The following is a 17,977-nucleotide window of genomic DNA, read 5'->3' on the forward strand; positions in this document are numbered from 1 at the left end:
TGATGCCCGAGCCGGCCGTCGATCCAGGCGGACCTGAGCAAACTAACACAGGCCGAGCGGGACGGTCAACGGGATGATTCTGGTGATTCGCTTCGGGACCGACGGCTGGCGCGGCATCATCGCCGACGAATTCACGTTCGACAACGTGCGCGCCGTGGCGCAGGCCGTTGCCGCCGTCATCCGGCAGACGGACGGCTCGGGGAAGCCGGTGCCGGTGGGCCACGACGTGCGCTTCCTGGGCCCGCGCTTCGCCGAGGCCGCCGCCTCGGTCCTGGAAGGGAACGGCGTCCCGACCCTCCTGCCGGACGGGCCGGTCACCACGCCGATGGTCTCGTGCCAGGTGGTCGCCTCGGGCGCGCCGCTCGGCGTCTGCATCACCGCCAGCCACAACCCGGCGGCCTGGAACGGCTTCAAGCTCAAGGCGGCGTTCGGGGGCAGCGCGCCTCCCGAGCTGACGGCGCGCGTCGAGGCGCTTCTGGGGCGGACCCCGCCGCGCACCGCACAGCCTCCCGCGTCGCGCCAGTCGTTCCTGCCCGCCTACCTGCCGCGCCTCGGGGCCGTGGTCGATCGCGGCGTGATCCGCCGCGCCCCGCTGCGCGTCGTGGTGGACAGCATGCACGGGAGCGGCGGCCGCATCCTCGAAGGATTTCTCAAAGGGGGACGGGCCCGGATCGAGACGGTCCGCGCCCTGCCCGATCCGCTGTTCGGCGGCACGCCGCCCGAGCCGCGTCCCGAAAACCTCGGGCCGCTGCGCCAGGCGGTCGTGCGGGGGCGCGCCCACATCGGGATCGCCACCGATGGCGACGGCGACCGCATCGGCGTGTGCGACGAGACCGGCCGCGTCCTGTCCCCGTTCCAGATTTTCTCCCTCGTGGCGCTGCACCTGATCGAGAACCGGAAATGGACCGGCGGAATCGCCCGCACGTTCGCCAACACCCTGGTCGCGGAGCGCATCGCCCGGCGGTTCAACCTGCCGTTCTACGACCTGCCGGTCGGGTTCAAGCACATCGCCGCCCTGATGCGGCAGGAGGATGTCCTGATCGGCGGCGAGGAGAGCGGCGGCATCGGCGTGAAGAACTTTCTTCCCGAGCGCGACGGCATCCTGATCGGCCTGGTCCTGCTCGAGATGCTCGCCGTCTCGGAGCGCCGCCTGACGCGGGCCGTCGCCCGGGTCGAGAAGGAGTACGGCCGCTTCGCCTATCGCCGGGTCGACCTGCCGCTGCGGGTGGAGACGGCGCAGGAGGGGGTGCGGGGCATCCGGGACGACCCGCCCGCGCGCCTGGCGGGGATTCCGGTCGAGCGCGTCGACCCGCTCGACGGCGTCAAGCTCCTGCTGGGGGAAGCCGGCTGGATCCTGTTCCGGGCCTCGGGCACCGAGCCGATCCTGCGCGTGTACTGCGAGGCGCGCAGCGAGGCCCTCGTCGACGCCCTCATCGCGGCGGGGCTCAGGCGCCTGGCGATCGCGTCCGCCCCCGGCCCGGCCGGCGGGCTCAGCGCAGGCCGCGCGTCGCGGAGTAGATCTCGAGCAGGCCGTCGTCGATGATCAAGCTGGTCAAGAGGAACGCCGCCAGGAGGACCCAGGTCGCCAGGCGCGCGATCCTCTCGGTGAGGGCCGACTCGAAGGCCAACCGGACGAGGAACGGCAGCAGGGCGATCAGGGCGAAGAGGGCCACGGCCGGCTTGCTCTGGATGAGGAGCGGCTCCCCGGACCAGGCGTACAGCGCCCCGGTCGCCACCGCGGTGATGGCGAACGGAAACACCCGGTACAGATCCCCCCGGCTGATCATCCTCTCCAGCGCCGTTCCGGCGGCCACGCACAGGAACGGATAGAGCGGGATCCGGTACCAGCCGTAGATGACACGATGGTCGGCGGTCAGCGCGATCAGGGTGCCGTAGAGCGCCAGCGGCATCAGGATGGCGCGCTCCCTGCGGAAGGCGGCCAGCCCCGCGCACAGAAGCAGCCACAGGTACCAGCCGCGCCCGAAGTACTTCGTGACGATCTTCCCCGTCAGCAGATCCTGGAGCGACTCCAGGCCGACCCACTTGCTCGTCGACTGGGCCTGGATCACCTTGAGGAAGATGCCGAAGTCCTGCGTCCAGGCGTACACGAGATACAGCGCCAGGAAACCCGCCGCCAGTCCGAGCGCCAGAAGGGCGCCGCGGAACCGCCGGGCCGAGAGGAGGAGGACGAGGACGACCCCCACGACCGCCACGCCGGTCGCCTTGGTCCAGATCGACAATCCCCCCAGGACGCCCGCGACGACGGCGTCTCCCATCCGGCCGCTCAGCCGGTGGCGGTGGGCCGCCAGGATCGCCCCCATGAAGAGGATCGCCAGCAGGCTCTCCGCTTTCACCAGACGGTGCGCCAGCACGATGAGCGGCAGGGTGGCGTACACCAGGGTCCCGAGGAGCGCGGCCCTCTCCGACACCCCGTAGGAGCGCGCCAGGCGGTACAGGAGGACGATCCCGGCGAGGCTCAGGAGGATCGGCACGACGCGCATCAGTGGCAACGTCCCGGAGAGGAAATCCCAGGGAATGGGGTAGGTGGCGCTCTGCCTGAGCGACGTCACGAGGCCGACGATCAGGGAGAACAGCGGCGGGTGGTCGAAATACGGCCTGACCACGACGTAGCGGTCGCCGAACCAGCGGAAATCGACCGTGTCGCTCATCGGGTACCGGTCCGGGAACATGCTCCAGGCGGCCGGCACACCCTGGTGGAGGAGGGACCAGCCCTCCCAGGCGTGCTGGTACTCGTCGGCCGTCTCGTGGTGAAACGGCACCAGCGCGTGGTCATGGAAACGCAGGAGCGCCGCCAGGACGATGATCGCGCCGAGGGCCAGCGTGACCCGCTCGCTCCGCAGAGAGGCGAGAAGGCCCGCTACCGCCCCCCGCTCCCGCCGGCCCAGGATCACGCCGGCGAGCGCCAGCGCCGCGCCCGCCGCCAGCAGTCCCCAGCCCAGCCCGCGCCGCGTGGACGCGGCCGTGACCGCCGCGGGATCGGGGGCGAAGAAACGGGACGGGATCGGCTGCACCGATTGCCCCGGTGGCCGCCAGGAGAGGACCACCCTGGCGTCTCCCTGGCCGAGAGCGTAGTCGAAGGCGACCGGGTGCCAGCCGGCGGAGAGGGACCTCTCCGTCAGGGTGTCCGGCTGCAGCTCGAGCGGCGACCCGTCGATCTGCAGGGCGGCCTCCCCTTGGACGTCCACCGAGAAGCCGTACGTTCCCGGCTGCGGCACGAGCAGGAGGCCGGTCCAGTGAATGCTGTAGGGCGGCATCGTGGCCGGGAACCCGTGCCTGCGCATGTCCCAGTGGAAGATGTAGGCGGAGTCGAGACGCTGCGGGACGGGAAAATTCAGATCGGCGTCGATGCGCTCGTGGACGGCGATCTCGACGCCCCCCTCGCCGCGGATGAAGTAGCGGCCGCGCAGGCCGCCCCCGGGCCGGAGCAGGGCCTGCAGAGACAGCACGTAGACGGCGAGAAGGCCGACGACGACCAGGGCGGAGCGAGGTGCGCGCGGGCTGGCCCGCTCCATGGAGGCGGTCACGGCGGCGCCCCCGGGCCGCCGGCCGCGGCCTCGAGCATCGCGGCCGCCAGGACCTCCTTCTCCGCTTCCGGCAGGAAGGTCGAGCGAGCGGTGCGCACCCCGATCGCGAGGACCTCCTCCGCCTCGAGCCCCAGGCGCGCCTGCAGCGCCTCCCATTCCCCCACGAGCGTGGTGGAGAACATCGCCGGATCGTCGCTGCTGACCGTCACGCACGCCCCCGCGCGCACAAGGTCGGCGATCGGGTGCCGCTCCCATCCCGGTGCGACGCCGGTGCGCACGTTGCTCGTCGGGCAGCATTCCAGCGGGACCCCGAGGCGGGCGAGCACGCGGAGGAGCTCGGGGTCCTCGACGGCGCGCACTCCGTGGCCGATCCGCTCCACCTCCAGGATCTCGATCGCCTCCCAGACCGATCGCGGGCCGCCGAACTCCCCCGCGTGCACAGTGGTGCGCAGCCCGCGGCGCCGGGCTTCGCGGTACGGCCCGGCGAACGCCCCCGTCGGGGCCGACGACTCGTCGCCGCCCATGCCAATGCCGATGACGTCATGGGCGCGGCAGGCGATCGCCCACTCGACGTTCTCCTCCATCCCCTCGACGCCGAACTGGCGCACGCCGTCGAGCAGAAAACGCAGGCGGGGCCCGCCGTCCTTCTCCCGCCGGCGCGCCGCGGCGCTCACCGCGTCCATGACCTCGAGCGCCGGGAGGCCGTGCAGCCGCTTGAAGACGGCGGGAGAGCAGAAGACCTCCGCGTACCGGACCCCTTCCCCCTGCAGGCGTCGTGACAGGCCCGTGGCGACGAGACCGAGGTCCTCGGGGCGGCGGATTTCCTGGCAGACCAGGCGGAAGTTCTGAAGGAAGCCCGGGAAATCGCGGTGAGCATAGAGGGGCGCCAGACGCGCCCGCGTTTCCGGCCCGGCGTGCTCGCCGCGCGAGCGCAGGATCTCGAGCAGCGTCTCCAGGTCGACCGATCCTTCCAGGTGCAGATGGATTTCCGCCTTGGGCACCCGGCGGACCAGGTCGACCACGCCCTCGCGATCGGCACTCAAGGAGTGGCGTCGGGGGGCGGCGCCGTCGGCGAGGGCGTGCTCTTCGGCGGCTCCGAGTCGGTCATGTGGACGACTCCGGCGGCGTCGGTATAGGTCTTGATCGGCGCGGCTGTGGGACGGCTCGCCGGCGGACGCGGCGGCTCCCGCGAGATGATCGGCTTCTTTCCCCCGAACAGCTGAAGTACCTTGCTGACGTAGCGGCGGGTCTCCGGATAGGGCGGCACGCCGCCCCGCGACAGGACGACGTTCTCGCCGGCGTTGTACGCGGCCAGGGCCAGCCGCGAGTCCCCCTTGAACAGATCGAGAAGGTAGCGCATGTAGCGCACGCCGCCGAGGACGTTCTGGGCGGGATTGAAGGCGTCGGCGACGCCGAAGCGCGCGGCGGTGTCCGGCATCAGCTGCATGAGCCCCTGCGCCCCTTTCTCCGAGACCGCCCGCGAGTCGAAGTTGGACTCGACCGCCGCGACGGCGAACACCAGGTCGGGATGGATGCCGTGGCTCAGCGCCGTGCGGGCGATCAGCTCGCGGTACTCCTCACCCGAGCTGGTCACCCGCAGCGGGCCGTGGCCGCGGTAGGCGCGCAGGTCGGTGCTGCTCGGGACGTTGGTCAGGACGAGCGCGCCGCTGGCGTCCTTGCGGTAGTACATCTCGTCCGCGGAGGCGGCCTGCGCCAGGAGCCCCGCGGTCGCCATGACGAAGCACGCGGCGCGCGTCACCGCGCCGCCCCGACGCGGCGGATGACCCGCTCGACCGCCTCCAGCGTCCGTCCGCGCGTCCCCTTCAGGTCGGCGGGGCTCTTGCCGCCGGCCTCCGCCATGTCCGGCTTGCCGCCCCCCCGGCCGTCGAACAGGAGGGCAAGCTCCTTCACGATCTCGCCGGCATGCAGGGGCGGGATCAGGTCGCGGCTGACCGAGGCGGTCACGGTCACCCGGTCGTCGCGCACCGCCCACTGCACGATGACCCCCGAAGGAAGCCGCTGGCGGCTGCGGTCGACCAGCGCCCGGACGGCGTCCTTGTCGAGCCCCTCCTGCGGGCCGCGCACCAGCACCTTCACGCCGGCGACGTCGGCCGTCTCGTCCGCGGCCGCCGCGGGGCCGCCGGCGGCCAGGGTGACTTTGATCTGATCCACTTCCCGCTGCAGCGCGCGGTTCTGCTCCAGCAGGTGCTGGAGCGTCTCGTGCAGGCGCTGCCGCTCCACGTTGAGAGTCGCCTGCACGCGCCCCACGAGGACCTGGTCCTCGCGCGCCTGGCGCAGGGCCTGCTCTCCCGCAAGCGCCTCGATGCGGCGGACGCCGGCGGCGATGCCGCGCTCCTGGATCACCTTGAGGAGCCCGATCGATCCGGTGCTCTGGGCATGCGTGCCGCCGCACAGCTCGAGGCTGAACCCGGGGACTTCGACGACGCGCACCGTGGCGCCGTACTTGTCCCCGAAGAACGCCAGCGCCCCGCGCCGCAGGGCCTCGTCCAGGGGCATGATGGAGGTCCGGATGGGCAGGTCCTGCCGGATGACGTCGTTCACCTCGTCCTCGACCTGCGCCAGGATCTCGTCCGAGAGCGCCGCGTAGTGGCTGAAATCGAAACGGAAGCGGTCGGGGTTGACCAGCGAGCCGGCCTGCTTGACGTGCAGTCCGACCACGTCGCGCAGCGCCGCGTGCAGCAGGTGCGTGGAGTCGTGGCTGCGCATCACGGCCTCGCGGCGGCCGCGGTCGACCTCGGCGCGCACCGCCTCCCCTGTGCGCAGCCGGCCCTCCTTCACCACCACGTCGTGCAGGTTGAGGCCGGGAAGGGGCGCCTGCGTGTCGCGCACCTGCGCCACCCCGCCCGACGCCGTCAGGAACCCGGTGTCCCCCACCTGCCCGCCCCCCTCCGCATAGAAGGGGGTGCGATCGAGCAGGACCTGGCCCTCCTCCCCCGCGCGCAGCTCGTCCTGGAGGTGCCCGCCCCGCACGAGGGCGAGGACGCGCGACGCTTCGAGGACCGTCGTCTCGTGGCCGACGAAATCGATCGACCGGGACGGCAGGCGGGACACGACCTCCGGCACGGCGGAGACGGTCTCCTTCATGCCCCGGCGCGAGCGCTCGCGCTGCTCCTCCATCGCCTCCTCGAAGCCGGCCTCGTCCACCCCCAGGTGCCAGCCGTGGGCCACGTCCTTGATCAGGTCGAGCGGCAGCCCGAAGGTGTCGTAGAGGCGGAACGCCTCGGCGCCGGGAATGAGGTTCCTCCCGTCCGCCTTCAGGGTCTTCGCCAGCGCTTCCACCTTCGTCAGGCCGACGGCGAGCGTCTCGCCAAAACGCTCCTCTTCGCGGCGCGCCGCCCGGGCGATCGTCCCGCCGTGCGCTACAAGATCCGGGTAGGCGCTCTCCATGACCTCGATGACCGTGCCCGCCAGGTCGCACAGGAAGGGCGTTTCGATCCCCAGGGTTCGCCCGAACCGGATGGCGCGCCGCATGATGCGCCTGAGGACGTATCCCCGGCCGTCGTTCCCCGGGACGGCGCCGTCCGCCATCAGGAACACCATGGCGCGCACATGGTCCGCGATCACCCGGAGCGCCACCCGGTCGTTCTCGTTCCCCGGGTCGGGCCGGTGCGCGCCACGGTGCTCGGCCAGCCGCGCGGCGGCGTCCATGATCGGCGCGAACAGATCGGTCTCGTAGTTGCTCGCCGCGCCCTGCAGGACCGAGGCGAGACGCTCGAGCCCCATGCCGGTGTCGACCCCCGTCTTGGCCAGCGGCTTGAGCTCCCCTCCCGGCTGTCTGTCGTATTGCATGAAGACCAGGTTCCAGAGCTCCATGTAGCGCTCGCAGCCCTCGCGCTCGCAGCCCGGAGCGCAGCCGGGCTCGCCGCATCCGAACGTCTCCCCCCGGTCGTAATGGATCTCGGAGCACGGACCGCACGGCCCCGTGTCCCCCATCGACCAGAAGTTATCCTTCTCCCCCAGGCGGACGATTCTCCCGGGCGGCAGGCCGATCCCCTTGTGCCAGGCCTCGAACGATTCGTCGTCGCCCTTGAAAATAGTGACCCAGAGGCGATCCTTCGGCAGGGCGAACACGCCCTCCATCAACTCCCAGGCGAACGCGATCGCCTCCTTCTTGAAGTAGTCCCCGAAGGAGAAATTCCCGAGCATCTCGAAGAACGTGTGGTGGCGCGGCGTGCGGCCGACCTGATCGAGATCATTGTGCTTGCCGGAGACCCGCATGCATTTCTGCGACGTGGCGGCGCGCCTGTAGGGTCTCTCCTCGCGCCCGAGGAACACGTCCTTGAACTGGTTCATCCCGGCGTTCGTGAACAGAAGGGTCGGGTCCTGGGCGGGAATCAGAGAGGAGGAGGGGACGCGCTGGTGCCCGCGCTCCTCGAAGAAGCGCAGGAACTTCTCGCGAATCCGTGCGGCGCCTGTGTCCGGACGGGTCATCTGTCCCCCCCGAAAGCGCGTCATTATATCAAGCCGGACGGCGGCGCGGCGGGAGCGCGGGAAGACCACGAACTCGGAGACAGGCGGAGGATCGCAGGCGGCCCGCACGGGGGCCTATTTCTTGCGGGCGCCGCCCGCGCCGTGGGCGCGTGACAGATCGAAGACCGAGGCGCCCGGGCCGGACGCGGCGCCGCCCTGCGCGTTCTCGAACCCGGTCTTCAGGGTGCTCTCCATCTCCCGCTGCGCCACGTCGGCGGTCGACTCGATCCCCTGCAGCTTCAGCTTGAACTCGTCCGGGTTGCTGGCGCGGCGCAGCGCCTCCTCCATGGTGATCAGGTCCTTCTTGAACAGGCCGTAGATGGATTGATCGAAGGTCTGCATGCCGTACTGCGAGGTCCCCTGGGCGATCGCCTCGTGGATCAGCTTGGTCTTGTCCTTGTTCTCGATGCAGTCCCGCACGAAGTTGGTGATGCGCAGGACTTCCGCCGCCGGCACGCGGCCGTTGCCGTCGGCGCGCGGCAGGAGGCGCATCGAGATGACCGCCTTCAGCACGCTGGCCAGCTGCAGGCGGATCTGTTTCTGCTGGTGCGGCGGGAAGACCGAGATCACCCGGTTCACCGTCTCGGTGGCGTCGAGGGTGTGCAGCGTCGAGAACACCAGGTGGCCCGTCTCGGCCGCGGTCAGGGCGGTCTCGATCGTCTCGTAGTCCCGCATCTCGCCGACCAGGATGACGTCGGGGTCCTGCCGCAGGGCCGAGCGCAGCGCGGTGGCGAAGGATTTGGTGTCCACCTCCACCTCGCGCTGGTTCACCAGGCTCTTCTTGTCCCGGTGCAGGAACTCGATCGGGTCCTCGATGGTCATGACGTGCTCGGTGCGCATGTTGTTGATGTAGTCGATCATGGCGGCCAGGCAGGTGGACTTTCCGGACCCGGTGGTGCCGGTCACGAGGATGAGCCCGCGGCGCTCGTCGGCGATCGTCTTCAGGACGGGGGGCAGGAGCAGGTCCTCGATGCTCAGGATCTTCGCCGGGATGACCCTCAGGACCAGGCCGACGGTGCCGCGCTGCTGGAACACGTTGACGCGGAATCGCCCCAGCCCGGGGACCGAGTAGGCCAGGTCGATCTCGTAGTGATCCTTGAATTTCTGCTTCTGGCGACCGCTCATGATGCTGAACGCCATGGCGATGGTGTCTTCCTGGGACAGGCGGTTCAGCTCGGAGAGGGGTGTCAGGTGTCCGTTGATACGGATCACGGGGTGGCTGCCGACCTTCAGGTGCAGGTCGGACGCCTTGCGCTCCGCCGCGATCTTCAGGAGATCATTGACGTGCATCGATTTGCCGCCGCTCCCCCGGGCGCGCAGTGCCGCCTCGATCGGACGGGTCGAATCTAGGTTCCGGACGGGCGGAAGTCAAGAAAGCGGCTTGTTTTCTGGCTGTTACGCGGGAACGAAATCCGAGACGGGAGAGAGCCAGCGGTGGCGGTCTTCGCTCTGGCCGGAGGTGATCGCCTTGAATTCCGCCTGCAGGCGCGTGGTGATCTCCCCCCGCCTGCCGCGCCCGACCGTCACGCGGTCGACCGACCGGATCGGCGTCACCTCGGCGGCGGTGCCGACGAAGAAGACTTCCTCGGCCGTGTACAGGGCCTCGCGCGGAATGCTCCGCTCGATCACCGGGATCTTGAGGTCCTGAGCCAGCTGCAGGATGGTGGCGCGCGTGATGCCGGGCAGGATCGAGGCGGTCAGGGGCGGGGTGTACAGGCTCCCCTTCTTCACCAGGAACAGGTTCTCGCCGCTCCCCTCGCTCACGAAGCCGGTGGAGTCGAGGGCGATCCCCTCGACGTATCCGTTGACCAGCGCCTCCATCTTGATCAGCTGCGAGTTCATGTAATTGGCGCTCGCCTTGGCCATGGCGGGGAGCGTGTCGGGGGCCTGCCGCCGCCAGGAGGAGACCATGACGTCCACCCCCTTCTCCGCGGCGTCCTTGCCGAGGTAGGAGCCCCACGGGTACGCCGCCACCGCCACGTCGATGGGGCACGGGAACGGATCGACGCCCAGGGACTCGTACCCGCGGTAGGCCAGCGGGCGGATGTAGCACGCCTCCAGCCGGTTGGCGCGAATCGTCTCGAGGATCGCCGCCTCCAGCTGCTCGCGCGTGTACGGGACTTCCATCCGGTAGATCGCGCACCCCTCGAAGAGCCGGTCGACGTGATCGCGGAGACGAAAGACGGCCGGGCCCCGCTGCGTCTTGTAGCAGCGGATCCCTTCGAAAATGCAGGATCCGTAGTGGATGACGTGTGACAGGACGTGCACCGTCGCCTGCTCCCATGGGACCAGACGGCCGTTCATCCAGATCGTCTCGGCCTTCGTGAAGGCCATCCCGGACTCCTCAGAGAGACTCGGTCACTTGTGGGCCGCGCCAGTATAGGGCAGGGGGTGAAACGATATCAAGGACAATGGCGGCCCCATCGCCAGCGGTCCCGGGAGCGGGGCGCGCGCGGGTCCGCGGGTGTTGCTGCCACACCGACCGAGAGTCTCGGACTCTGGAAAGGGCAGGAACCGGGCCAGGTCCTCACGGATCTCGAAGCCATCCTGCCTAAGCGCACGCTTCAGTCGGAACCTGCGAGTAGCACAGAGAATGGCGGCGAAGAGGTCAGAGATATGGATTCGCCTCTTGGACGACCGGCCCCCGCCCGGGGGCCGGCCCTCGGATCCCCCGGTCTACTCCTTCACCGCCGGCCCGACCACCACCACGACACCGTTCAGCTTCAGTATCTCCAGGAAGATGTTCCGGCCGCTCTTGTGCTTCGGGATGGTGGAGCTGTACGCATGCGAGACCCCGGTGACGCACTCCTCGCAGGGGATCAGGACCGGATTCAACTGGGTCCGGTTCCCCTGCTGGTCGATCATCACGAGGTTGAACCCCACCAGGTCGAGCTCCGGGCAGGTTACCCAGTTCACCAGCCCCGATCCCCGGCCGAGCGGGCTCGAGAAGTTGATCGTGGGTGCCGACGGATCGCAGTGGCAGTCGAACGGATCCTGATTCGGGTTGGGAAAGAGCGGACAGTTGTCGCAGACATCGCCGACGCCGTCGAAATCGGTATCCCGTTGATCGGGGTTGGGGTCGGTGGGACAATTGTCACAGACGGTCCCCACTCCATCCGCGTCGAGGTCGTCCTGATCCTGGTTGGGCATCTGCGGGCAGTTGTCGCAGGCGTCGCCGACGAAGTCCAGGTCCGCGTCCTCCTGACCGGGGTTGGGCACGTTCGGACAGTTGTCGCAGCCATCCGGTACCCCGTCCCCATCGCCATCGGGACCGGTCGCGGACTCATCGATCGCCCCGTCGCAGTTGTCGTCGATGCCGTTGCACGCCTCCGGGGCGCCGGGATGGATGGCCGGATTCCGGTCATTGCAGTCACCCCGGCAGGCGCTGAATCCATCCTGATCCTGATCCGGGCATCCGACTCCAGCCAGCCGCAGGAACCCGACGACCGCCCCGCTCTCGGCCCCGCCGATGTTGGCCGTGTATCCGATCGAGACGCACGGGAAACCCGGCCCACGGGGCAACGTCAAGGACACGTTGCCTCCGGCGTCCGGCAGCACTGCGGCGTCGCCCCACGCCTCCCGGCGCAGGTCCACCGGCAGTTCGCAATCCTCGTTCAGGACGATTCTGGCCACAGACGGGTCCGCCCTGAAGCCATCGGGACAGGTCGTGCCCAAAGAGGCGCCGAGCGTATCCGGATCGCAGTCGCTGTAGACCGTCGGGGGCGTGAGGTGCAGGTTGACCGTGACGGTGCCGTCCGGATTGCCGGACGAGGAGATCAACGTGGGGCGGTTCCGCCCGCAGACAAGGGGCGCGACGTCGCTGGTCGCGGTGTCGAACGGGTGGGCCGCCTCGACGATATAGCCCAGGGAAGGGTCGGCTCCGCTCAGCGACAGGACGAGCCCCTCACCATCCGACGCCTGCACGACGATCACCACCCTGTGCGCACCAGGAAAAGCGGGACATCCGGAGACACCCGGGTTCCCCCAGTCGCTCTCGATGGTGACCCTGCCGTCCCCGGAGCCGCCGCTGTCGCCGAAGCAGGCGGGGCCCAAGGCTTCGCAAGCAATGTCCTCCGTCCCCGTGTTCACACGCAGCGGGTCGGAGATCTGGTAGGCCAGCGCCGACACGCCGGATGCGTCGGCACAGGAGAAATGAGACTGGACGTGGTACATGGGAACGGAGTCCGGGCAAGTGGCCCAGGCGGTGGATGCTCCCAGAGCCAACGCGCTCAGGAGCGCAAGAGCCCGAAGGCGTATCTGCATGATGAACCCTCCTTGCGGAGTGAGGCGGGCTTGATCGATGTCCGGAGCTCGTCTCCGTGGTTCGTGAAGCATTCGCAGAATCCAGGTCGGCCCCCCTGGAGCCCTCAATCGCATGGGGCGATCCCCTTGGTGCAGCAGCACAGGCCGCACACGGTCTTGACCGCGTCGACGCAGCCCTGGTGCCATCCGGCCGAGCAGCAGTAAGGATCGACCTCGCAGATGCGGGCGACGCAGGTCGGGTCAATTTCGGGCTGGCAGGTCGGCGAGAGCGGCCCTCCGACGCTGCAGAGCGAGTGCGCGCAGTTCCCCCGGATTCCCCCGCATATCGGGGGATCGATATGCAGCTTGAAGAACAGCGTCCCGCCCTGAATGCGCCTGTTGAAGTTGAGGCCGGAATCCTGGAACACGACCCGTGCCTCGAACACGGCGCTGGGTGGCGGGTCCCCCAAGGGGCAATCGACCTGCATCTTCCCCGGGATCCCGGCTGTCTGGCCCGCGGGGATCAGATCGATGCGGAGTTGCAGCTGACCGCCCAGGCCATCGTAGGAGTTGAAGCTCAGGAACTCCACCGCGATCCAGCTCCCTCGACGGATCTCGTTGCCGGTGGCGTCCTTGTGGACGAACGTCCCGCCGCCAAAGATATCCTTCGGCCAGATCTGGAAGTCGCCTTCGCCCCGGATCTCCAGCCGGTCCCCGTTGTCGGCGGCCATGATCACCGGGTCCAAGGTCGGATCGAACCCGCCCAGCAAATCCCCGCCGACGAAGAAGATGTACGTTGCCCCCTGGGAGGGGTTTCCACCAGCCGCCGGGGGAGGCTTTCGCTGCGCCAGCGCGGCGCCCGGAAGCAGCAGGAGAGATACCGCGACAGCCGCCGGAAAGAGTCTGCGCATGGTGCGCCTCCTTGGAAACGGGTCGCGTACGGGACTGAATGTGATCCATATACGCCCATCCTCTCACTCATGCAACTACGCCTCCGGCTCTTCCGATGCGCCGTCCATTCGGGACGAGCCGAAGATGGTCACCGGCGCAGAACCAGGGCGGACCAGGGGCGGGATCGGCGCTTGTCCTCGAGGACCAGGCCGACGCGGGTGGCGGCCTGGAGAAGTTGCTTCTCGTCCTCCACCAGGAGTCCGGCGAGAATGGCGCGGCCGCCCGGGGCCAGGGCGAGGGCCAGGGGGGGGAGGATGCGCTCGATCGTGGAGGCGCCGATGTTGACCAGCGCCAGGTCGAACGGCCCCGGCCGGCAGGCACGGGAGGCGTCGGCGAGGCGCAACTCGATCTGCCCGGCGAGGCCGTTCGCAGCCAGGTTGGCCCGGGCCACCTCGAGGGCCACGTCGTCGTTGTCGGCGGCGACGACCCGGGACGCCCCGAGCCGCAGGGCGGCCATGGCGAGAATTCCGCTCCCGGTCCCCAGGTCGACGACGCGATCGTTCCGCACGAGGTGCTCGCTCAGGAGACGCAGGCAGAGGCGCGTGGTGGCGTGCTCGCCGGTGCCAAACGCCTGCCCGAAGCGCACGCGCAGGACCGCCCGGCCCCGGGCCGCCGGCGCCCGGCAGCCCTCGGGCACCACGAGAAAGGGACCGATGGTGATCGGCCTGAGGGTGCGTTGCCAGCTCTCGACCCAGCGGCGGGCGCGGGCCGGGCTCAGGCGTGCGCGTGTCCCGGCTCCTAGACCAGCCCGTTGGAAGGCGCGCCGGAGCCTTTCGTCCAGGCGCCGCTTGTCGGCCTCGACGGAAAAGTAGGCGTCGAGCGTCAGCCTTCGGGCGCGCCCCTCGGCCAGGACCTGCACGCCCAGGCAGCCGCTGTCCCAGAAGGCGACGACCGCCGGCTCCTCGTGGTCCGGAGCGACCACGAGCCGGGCACGGATGAAGCCGGGCGGTTTTCCGATCGCGGGTCTCAGCTGAAGATGTCCTTGACGCGTCCCAGGATGTCCTTGTCGGCCGGCTCCTCGTCCTCGAGGAGCTTCTCGTACAGCTCGCGCTGCTTGCGGCTGAGCCGTGACGGCATGCTGAACGTGACGGTCGCGTAGAGATCGCCGCGCGCGCCGCCGTCCGGGCGGGGCAGCCCCTTGCCGCGCAGGCAGAAGACCGAGCCGTGCTGGGTGCCGGCGGGAATCGTGATGCGCGCGGAGCCCTCGAGAGTCGGCACCTGCGCCTCGCATCCCAGGACCGCCCGCGGGATGGCGACGGGCAGCTCCACCAGGAGGTTCGGGCCGTCCCGCCGGAAGACGTCGTGCTCCTTCACCTGCAGGACCACGTACAGGTCCCCCTGTCTCCCGCCCTGAAGGCCGCCCTCCCCTTCCCCGGTCACGCGCAGGCGCATGCCGGTGTCGACCCCCGCGGGGATCTTGACGCTGAGGCGGCGCACTTCCCGGCGCCGTCCCTCGCCGCGACATGCCGGGCAGGGATCGCGCACCACGGTGCCGGCCCCGTCGCAGGCGCCGCACGTCTGGCTCAGCGCGAAGAACCCCTGGCGATGGAGGATCTGCCCCTGGCCGTGGCAGGTTCCGCACGGAAGGCGCTCGCCCCCCTTGGATCCGCTGCCGCGGCACTCGGCGCAGGGCTCGAGGCGCGGCACCTGGACCTCCTTTTCGACGCCCACGGCCGCCTCGAGAAACTCGATCTCCAGGTCGAACCGCAGGTCGGCCCCGCGCCGCCGGCCGCCGCCGCGCGCCCGCCCTCGCCCGCCACCGAACAGGTCTCCGAAGCTGAAGCCGAAGAACGATCCCAGGATGTCCTCGAAGTCCGAGAACACCTCGGGGTTGAAGCCGCTGAATCCCTCGGCGCCACCGAGCCCCGCGTGGCCGAAGCGATCGTACCGGGCGCGCTTCTCGCGATCCGACAGGACGGCATAGGCCTCGGCGGCCTCCTTGAACTTCTCCTCGGCGTCCTTGTTCCCGGGATTCCGGTCGGGATGGTGCTTCATCGCCATCTGGCGGTAGGCCTTCTTGATCTCCGCCTCGCCGGCGTCCTTCTTGATGCCGAGGATGTCATAGTAGTCGTGTTTTTTCTTCACGTCTCGATACCCGTAGGCGCGCGCCGAAACAGACAGCCGCGGACGCCCGACGCGGCGCCGCCGGCCCCGCCCATGGTCGTCCGGCCTGCCCAGTCCTGGTTCTTCAGGAAGTCCGCGCCGGCCCGCCCGAACCGCCGGCGGCCCCCGGCGCGTTGGGGGAAGGATGATACATGATCACCTCGGTCAGAATCTCGGAGGCCTCCCCGAGCTTCTCGAGCGAGGCGGTGCATTCGGAGATGCTGGCGGAGGCGAGCGCCTTGCGCGCCCCTTCGAGGATCTTCTTGACCGTGTTGCGCTTCTCCTCGTCCAGCAGTGTGCCGAACTCGGCGAACGACTTCATGTTCGACTCCAGGAGTCCCTCCAGCCGAGCCTGGATCCGGAAGAGCTCCGCCTTCTTCCTGTCGGCGTCGGCGTTCTTCTTGGCGTCGTCGATGATGTCGCCGATCTCCTTCTCGCTCAGGCCGCCGGACGGCGTCACGACGATGGTCTGTTCCTTGTTCGTCGCCATGTCGCGCGCCGAGACGTGCACGATCCCGTTGCTGTCGATGTCGAACGTGACCTCGATCTGGGGCACGCCCTTCGGCGCGGGCTGGAAGCCGATCAGCTCGAAGCGGCCGAGCGACTTGTTGAAGGACGCGACCTCCCGCTCGCCCTGCAGGACGTTCACCTCCACCTTGGACTGGTTGTCGGCCACGGTGGTGAAGATCTTCGTCTTGCGGGTCGGGATGGTGGTGTTCCGCTCGATGAGCTTGGTGAACATGCCGCCGCGCGTCTCGATCCCCAGGGACAGAGGCGTCACGTCCAGCAGGACCATGTCCTTCACTTCCCCCTGCAGGATGCCCGCCTGAATGGCGGCCCCTACGCCGACGACCTCCTCGGGGTTCTTGTCGCGGCACGGCTCCTTGCCGAAGATCTCGCGGACCGTGTCGATGACCTTGGGGACGCGGGTCATGCCGCCGACCAGGAGGACCTCGTCCACGTCGGCCGCCTTCAGGCCGGCTAGGGAGAGGGCCTCGAGGCAGGGCTTGCGGGTGCGCTCCACCAGGTCCGCGGTCAGCTCGTTGAACTTGTCGCGCGACAGGACCACGTTCAGGTGCTTCGGGCCCTTGGCGTCGGCGGAGATGAAGGGCAGGTTGATCTCCGAGCGCGCCTCGGCCGAGAGCTCGCATTTCGCCTTCTCGGCCGCCTCCTTGAGCCGCTGCAGGGCCAGGCGGTCTTCGCGCAGCGAGATGCTCTCCTTCCGCTCGAACTCGACGAGGAGCCACTCGAGGATCCTCTGGTCGAAGTCCTCCCCGCCCAGGAAGGTGTCGCCGGAGGTCGACTTCACCTCGAACACGCCCTGGCCGAGCTGCAGGATGGAGACGTCGAACGTCCCGCCTCCCAGGTCGTAGACCACGATCTTCTTCTCGGACTCCTCGTTCAGCCGGTAGGCCAGGGAGGCCGCGGTCGGCTCGTTGATGATGCGCAACACCTTCAGGCCCGCGATCCGGCCGGCGTCCTTGGTCGCCTGCCTCTGGCTGTCGTCGAAGTAGGCCGGCACGGTGATGATGGCCTCGTGCACCTCCGCCTGCAGGTGCTCCTCCGTCATCTCCTTCAGGCGCTCCAGGATCATGGCGGAGATCTCCGGGGGGCTGTAGTCCTTGTCACGCACCCGGATGCGCACGTCGCCGTTCTTGGCGTCGACGATCTGGTAGGGCGCGAAGCGCTTCGCCTGCTGGACCTCGGGGGAGTTGAACTTCCGGCCGATCAGGCGCTTGACCGCGTACACCGTGTTGGTCGGGTTGGTGACCGACTGACGCTTGGCGATCTGCCCCACCAGCCGCTGCCCCTTTTCGGTGAAGGCGACGATCGACGGGGTGGTGCGGGCCCCCTCCTTGTTGGGGACCACCAGGGGCGTCCCACCGTCCATGACCGCGACGCAGCAGTTGGTCGTGCCCAGGTCGATGCCCATCACCCTGCTCATGAATCCTCCCCCGCCTCGCGCTCCGCGTGGTCCTTCGGCGCCTTGCCCGAGGACACCTTGACGAGCGCCGGTCGCAGCAGCCTGTCGTTCTGCGTGTATCCCCTCTGCATCTCCTCCAGGACCATGTCCGGCTCGAATCCCGCCACGTCGAGGACTTCCACCGCTTCATGCAGGCGCGGATCGAACGCTGTCCCCAGCGATTCGATCGGCTGCACGCCCTCCTTCTTGAGCAAGTCGAGGAACTGCTGGTGCACCAGCTCGATCCCCTTGCGCAGCGGGTCGCGCGACGCCTCGGCGGTCTTCAGGGCGCGCTCCATGTTGTCGAGGACCGGCAGGAGCCGCTTCAGGACCTCGCGCGCCGCCACCGCGCCGCTCTCATCGCGCTCGCGCTCCATGCGTTTCCGGTAGTTGTCGAAATCGGCCTGCTTGCGCAGCAGCTGATCGTAGAGCCGGTCCTTCTCCTTGACGGCCTCGTCGAGGAGGCGAGCCTGGGCGTCGTTCTCCGGGTCCGGCTCGATGGCCTTGCGCTCGGAGCCGGCCGGCCGGTGCGCCTTGTTCTTCTTGACGGCGCCGGTCGTCTCATCGACTCCGACGACTTCGAGGATCTCGATGGGCTCCTCCTCGTCCCCGCCGGGCCCCCGGGCTTCCGGCAGATTGGTCGGCTTGCGCGGGCGCGTCGGCATACAACCTCCCGCCCGAA

13 protein-coding genes are annotated in these 17,977 nt (G+C 69.2%); 1 reads left to right on the forward strand and 12 read right to left on the reverse strand.

All coding sequences use genetic code 11. The features are described from left to right. Nucleotides 1-73 precede the first annotated feature (73 nt). On the forward strand, nucleotides 74-1,543 hold the full coding sequence (locus VGV60_14495; protein ID HEV8702480.1) for a phosphoglucomutase/phosphomannomutase family protein: 1,470 nt from the start codon (nucleotides 74-76) through the stop codon (nucleotides 1,541-1,543). On the opposite strand, the gene VGV60_14500 is transcribed toward VGV60_14495, so the two are convergent. From VGV60_14500 to grpE, 12 genes are all read right to left on the reverse strand, one after another. Further along, nucleotides 1,491-3,545 (reverse strand): glycosyltransferase family 39 protein, encoded by a 2,055-nt coding sequence (locus VGV60_14500; GenBank protein ID HEV8702481.1) that lies wholly within the window; start codon nucleotides 3,543-3,545, stop codon nucleotides 1,491-1,493. The genes VGV60_14495 and VGV60_14500 overlap by 53 nt on opposite strands. Continuing rightward, nucleotides 3,542-4,588, reverse strand: a complete 1,047-nt coding sequence (gene add / locus VGV60_14505) for an adenosine deaminase (protein ID HEV8702482.1) — start codon at nucleotides 4,586-4,588, stop codon at nucleotides 3,542-3,544. Before add ends, VGV60_14500 begins: the two co-directional genes overlap by 4 nt. Next, a complete protein-coding gene (locus VGV60_14510; protein HEV8702483.1) occupies nucleotides 4,585-5,304 on the reverse strand; it encodes a lytic transglycosylase domain-containing protein in 720 nt (239 codons plus the stop codon). The genes add and VGV60_14510 overlap by 4 nt, the downstream gene beginning before the upstream one ends. Then, nucleotides 5,301-7,997, reverse strand: coding sequence for an alanine--tRNA ligase (gene alaS / locus VGV60_14515; GenBank protein HEV8702484.1), 2,697 nt, complete (start codon nucleotides 7,995-7,997; stop codon nucleotides 5,301-5,303). Before alaS ends, VGV60_14510 begins: the two co-directional genes overlap by 4 nt. Nucleotides 7,998-8,111: 114 nt before the next feature. Beyond that, on the reverse strand, nucleotides 8,112-9,326 hold the full coding sequence (locus VGV60_14520) for a type IV pilus twitching motility protein PilT (protein HEV8702485.1): 1,215 nt from the start codon (nucleotides 9,324-9,326) through the stop codon (nucleotides 8,112-8,114). 105 nt (nucleotides 9,327-9,431) lie between these two features. After that, entirely contained in the window at nucleotides 9,432-10,370 is a 939-nt protein-coding gene (locus VGV60_14525) for a branched-chain amino acid transaminase (GenBank protein HEV8702486.1), read from the reverse strand. A gap of 342 nt (nucleotides 10,371-10,712) precedes the next feature. Beyond that, nucleotides 10,713-12,299 carry a MopE-related protein gene (locus VGV60_14530; GenBank protein HEV8702487.1) on the reverse strand — a complete coding sequence of 529 codons (1,587 nt, stop codon included), beginning with the start codon at nucleotides 12,297-12,299 and terminating at the stop codon, nucleotides 10,713-10,715. Between the two features lie 104 nt (nucleotides 12,300-12,403). Next, nucleotides 12,404-13,189, reverse strand: a complete 786-nt coding sequence (locus tag VGV60_14535) for a hypothetical protein (GenBank protein ID HEV8702488.1) — start codon at nucleotides 13,187-13,189, stop codon at nucleotides 12,404-12,406. Nucleotides 13,190-13,317: 128 nt separating this feature from the next. After that, the gene (locus VGV60_14540; protein HEV8702489.1) at nucleotides 13,318-14,151 is read right to left on the reverse strand and encodes a 50S ribosomal protein L11 methyltransferase; all 834 of its coding nucleotides are present in this window, start codon (nucleotides 14,149-14,151) and stop codon (nucleotides 13,318-13,320) included. A gap of 44 nt (nucleotides 14,152-14,195) precedes the next feature. After that, nucleotides 14,196-15,314 carry a molecular chaperone DnaJ gene (dnaJ, locus tag VGV60_14545; protein HEV8702490.1) on the reverse strand — a complete coding sequence of 373 codons (1,119 nt, stop codon included), beginning with the start codon at nucleotides 15,312-15,314 and terminating at the stop codon, nucleotides 14,196-14,198. A gap of 103 nt (nucleotides 15,315-15,417) precedes the next feature. Next, nucleotides 15,418-17,277, reverse strand: coding sequence for a molecular chaperone DnaK (gene dnaK / locus VGV60_14550; protein HEV8702491.1), 1,860 nt, complete (start codon nucleotides 17,275-17,277; stop codon nucleotides 15,418-15,420). Next, a complete protein-coding gene (grpE, locus tag VGV60_14555) occupies nucleotides 17,274-17,960 on the reverse strand; it encodes a nucleotide exchange factor GrpE (protein HEV8702492.1) in 687 nt (228 codons plus the stop codon). Before grpE ends, dnaK begins: the two co-directional genes overlap by 4 nt. Nucleotides 17,961-17,977: the final 17 nt, after the last annotated feature.

The sequence above is a fragment of the Candidatus Polarisedimenticolia bacterium genome (assembly GCA_036001465.1).
GTDB lineage: Bacteria > Acidobacteriota > Polarisedimenticolia > Gp22-AA2 > Gp22-AA2 > Gp22-AA3.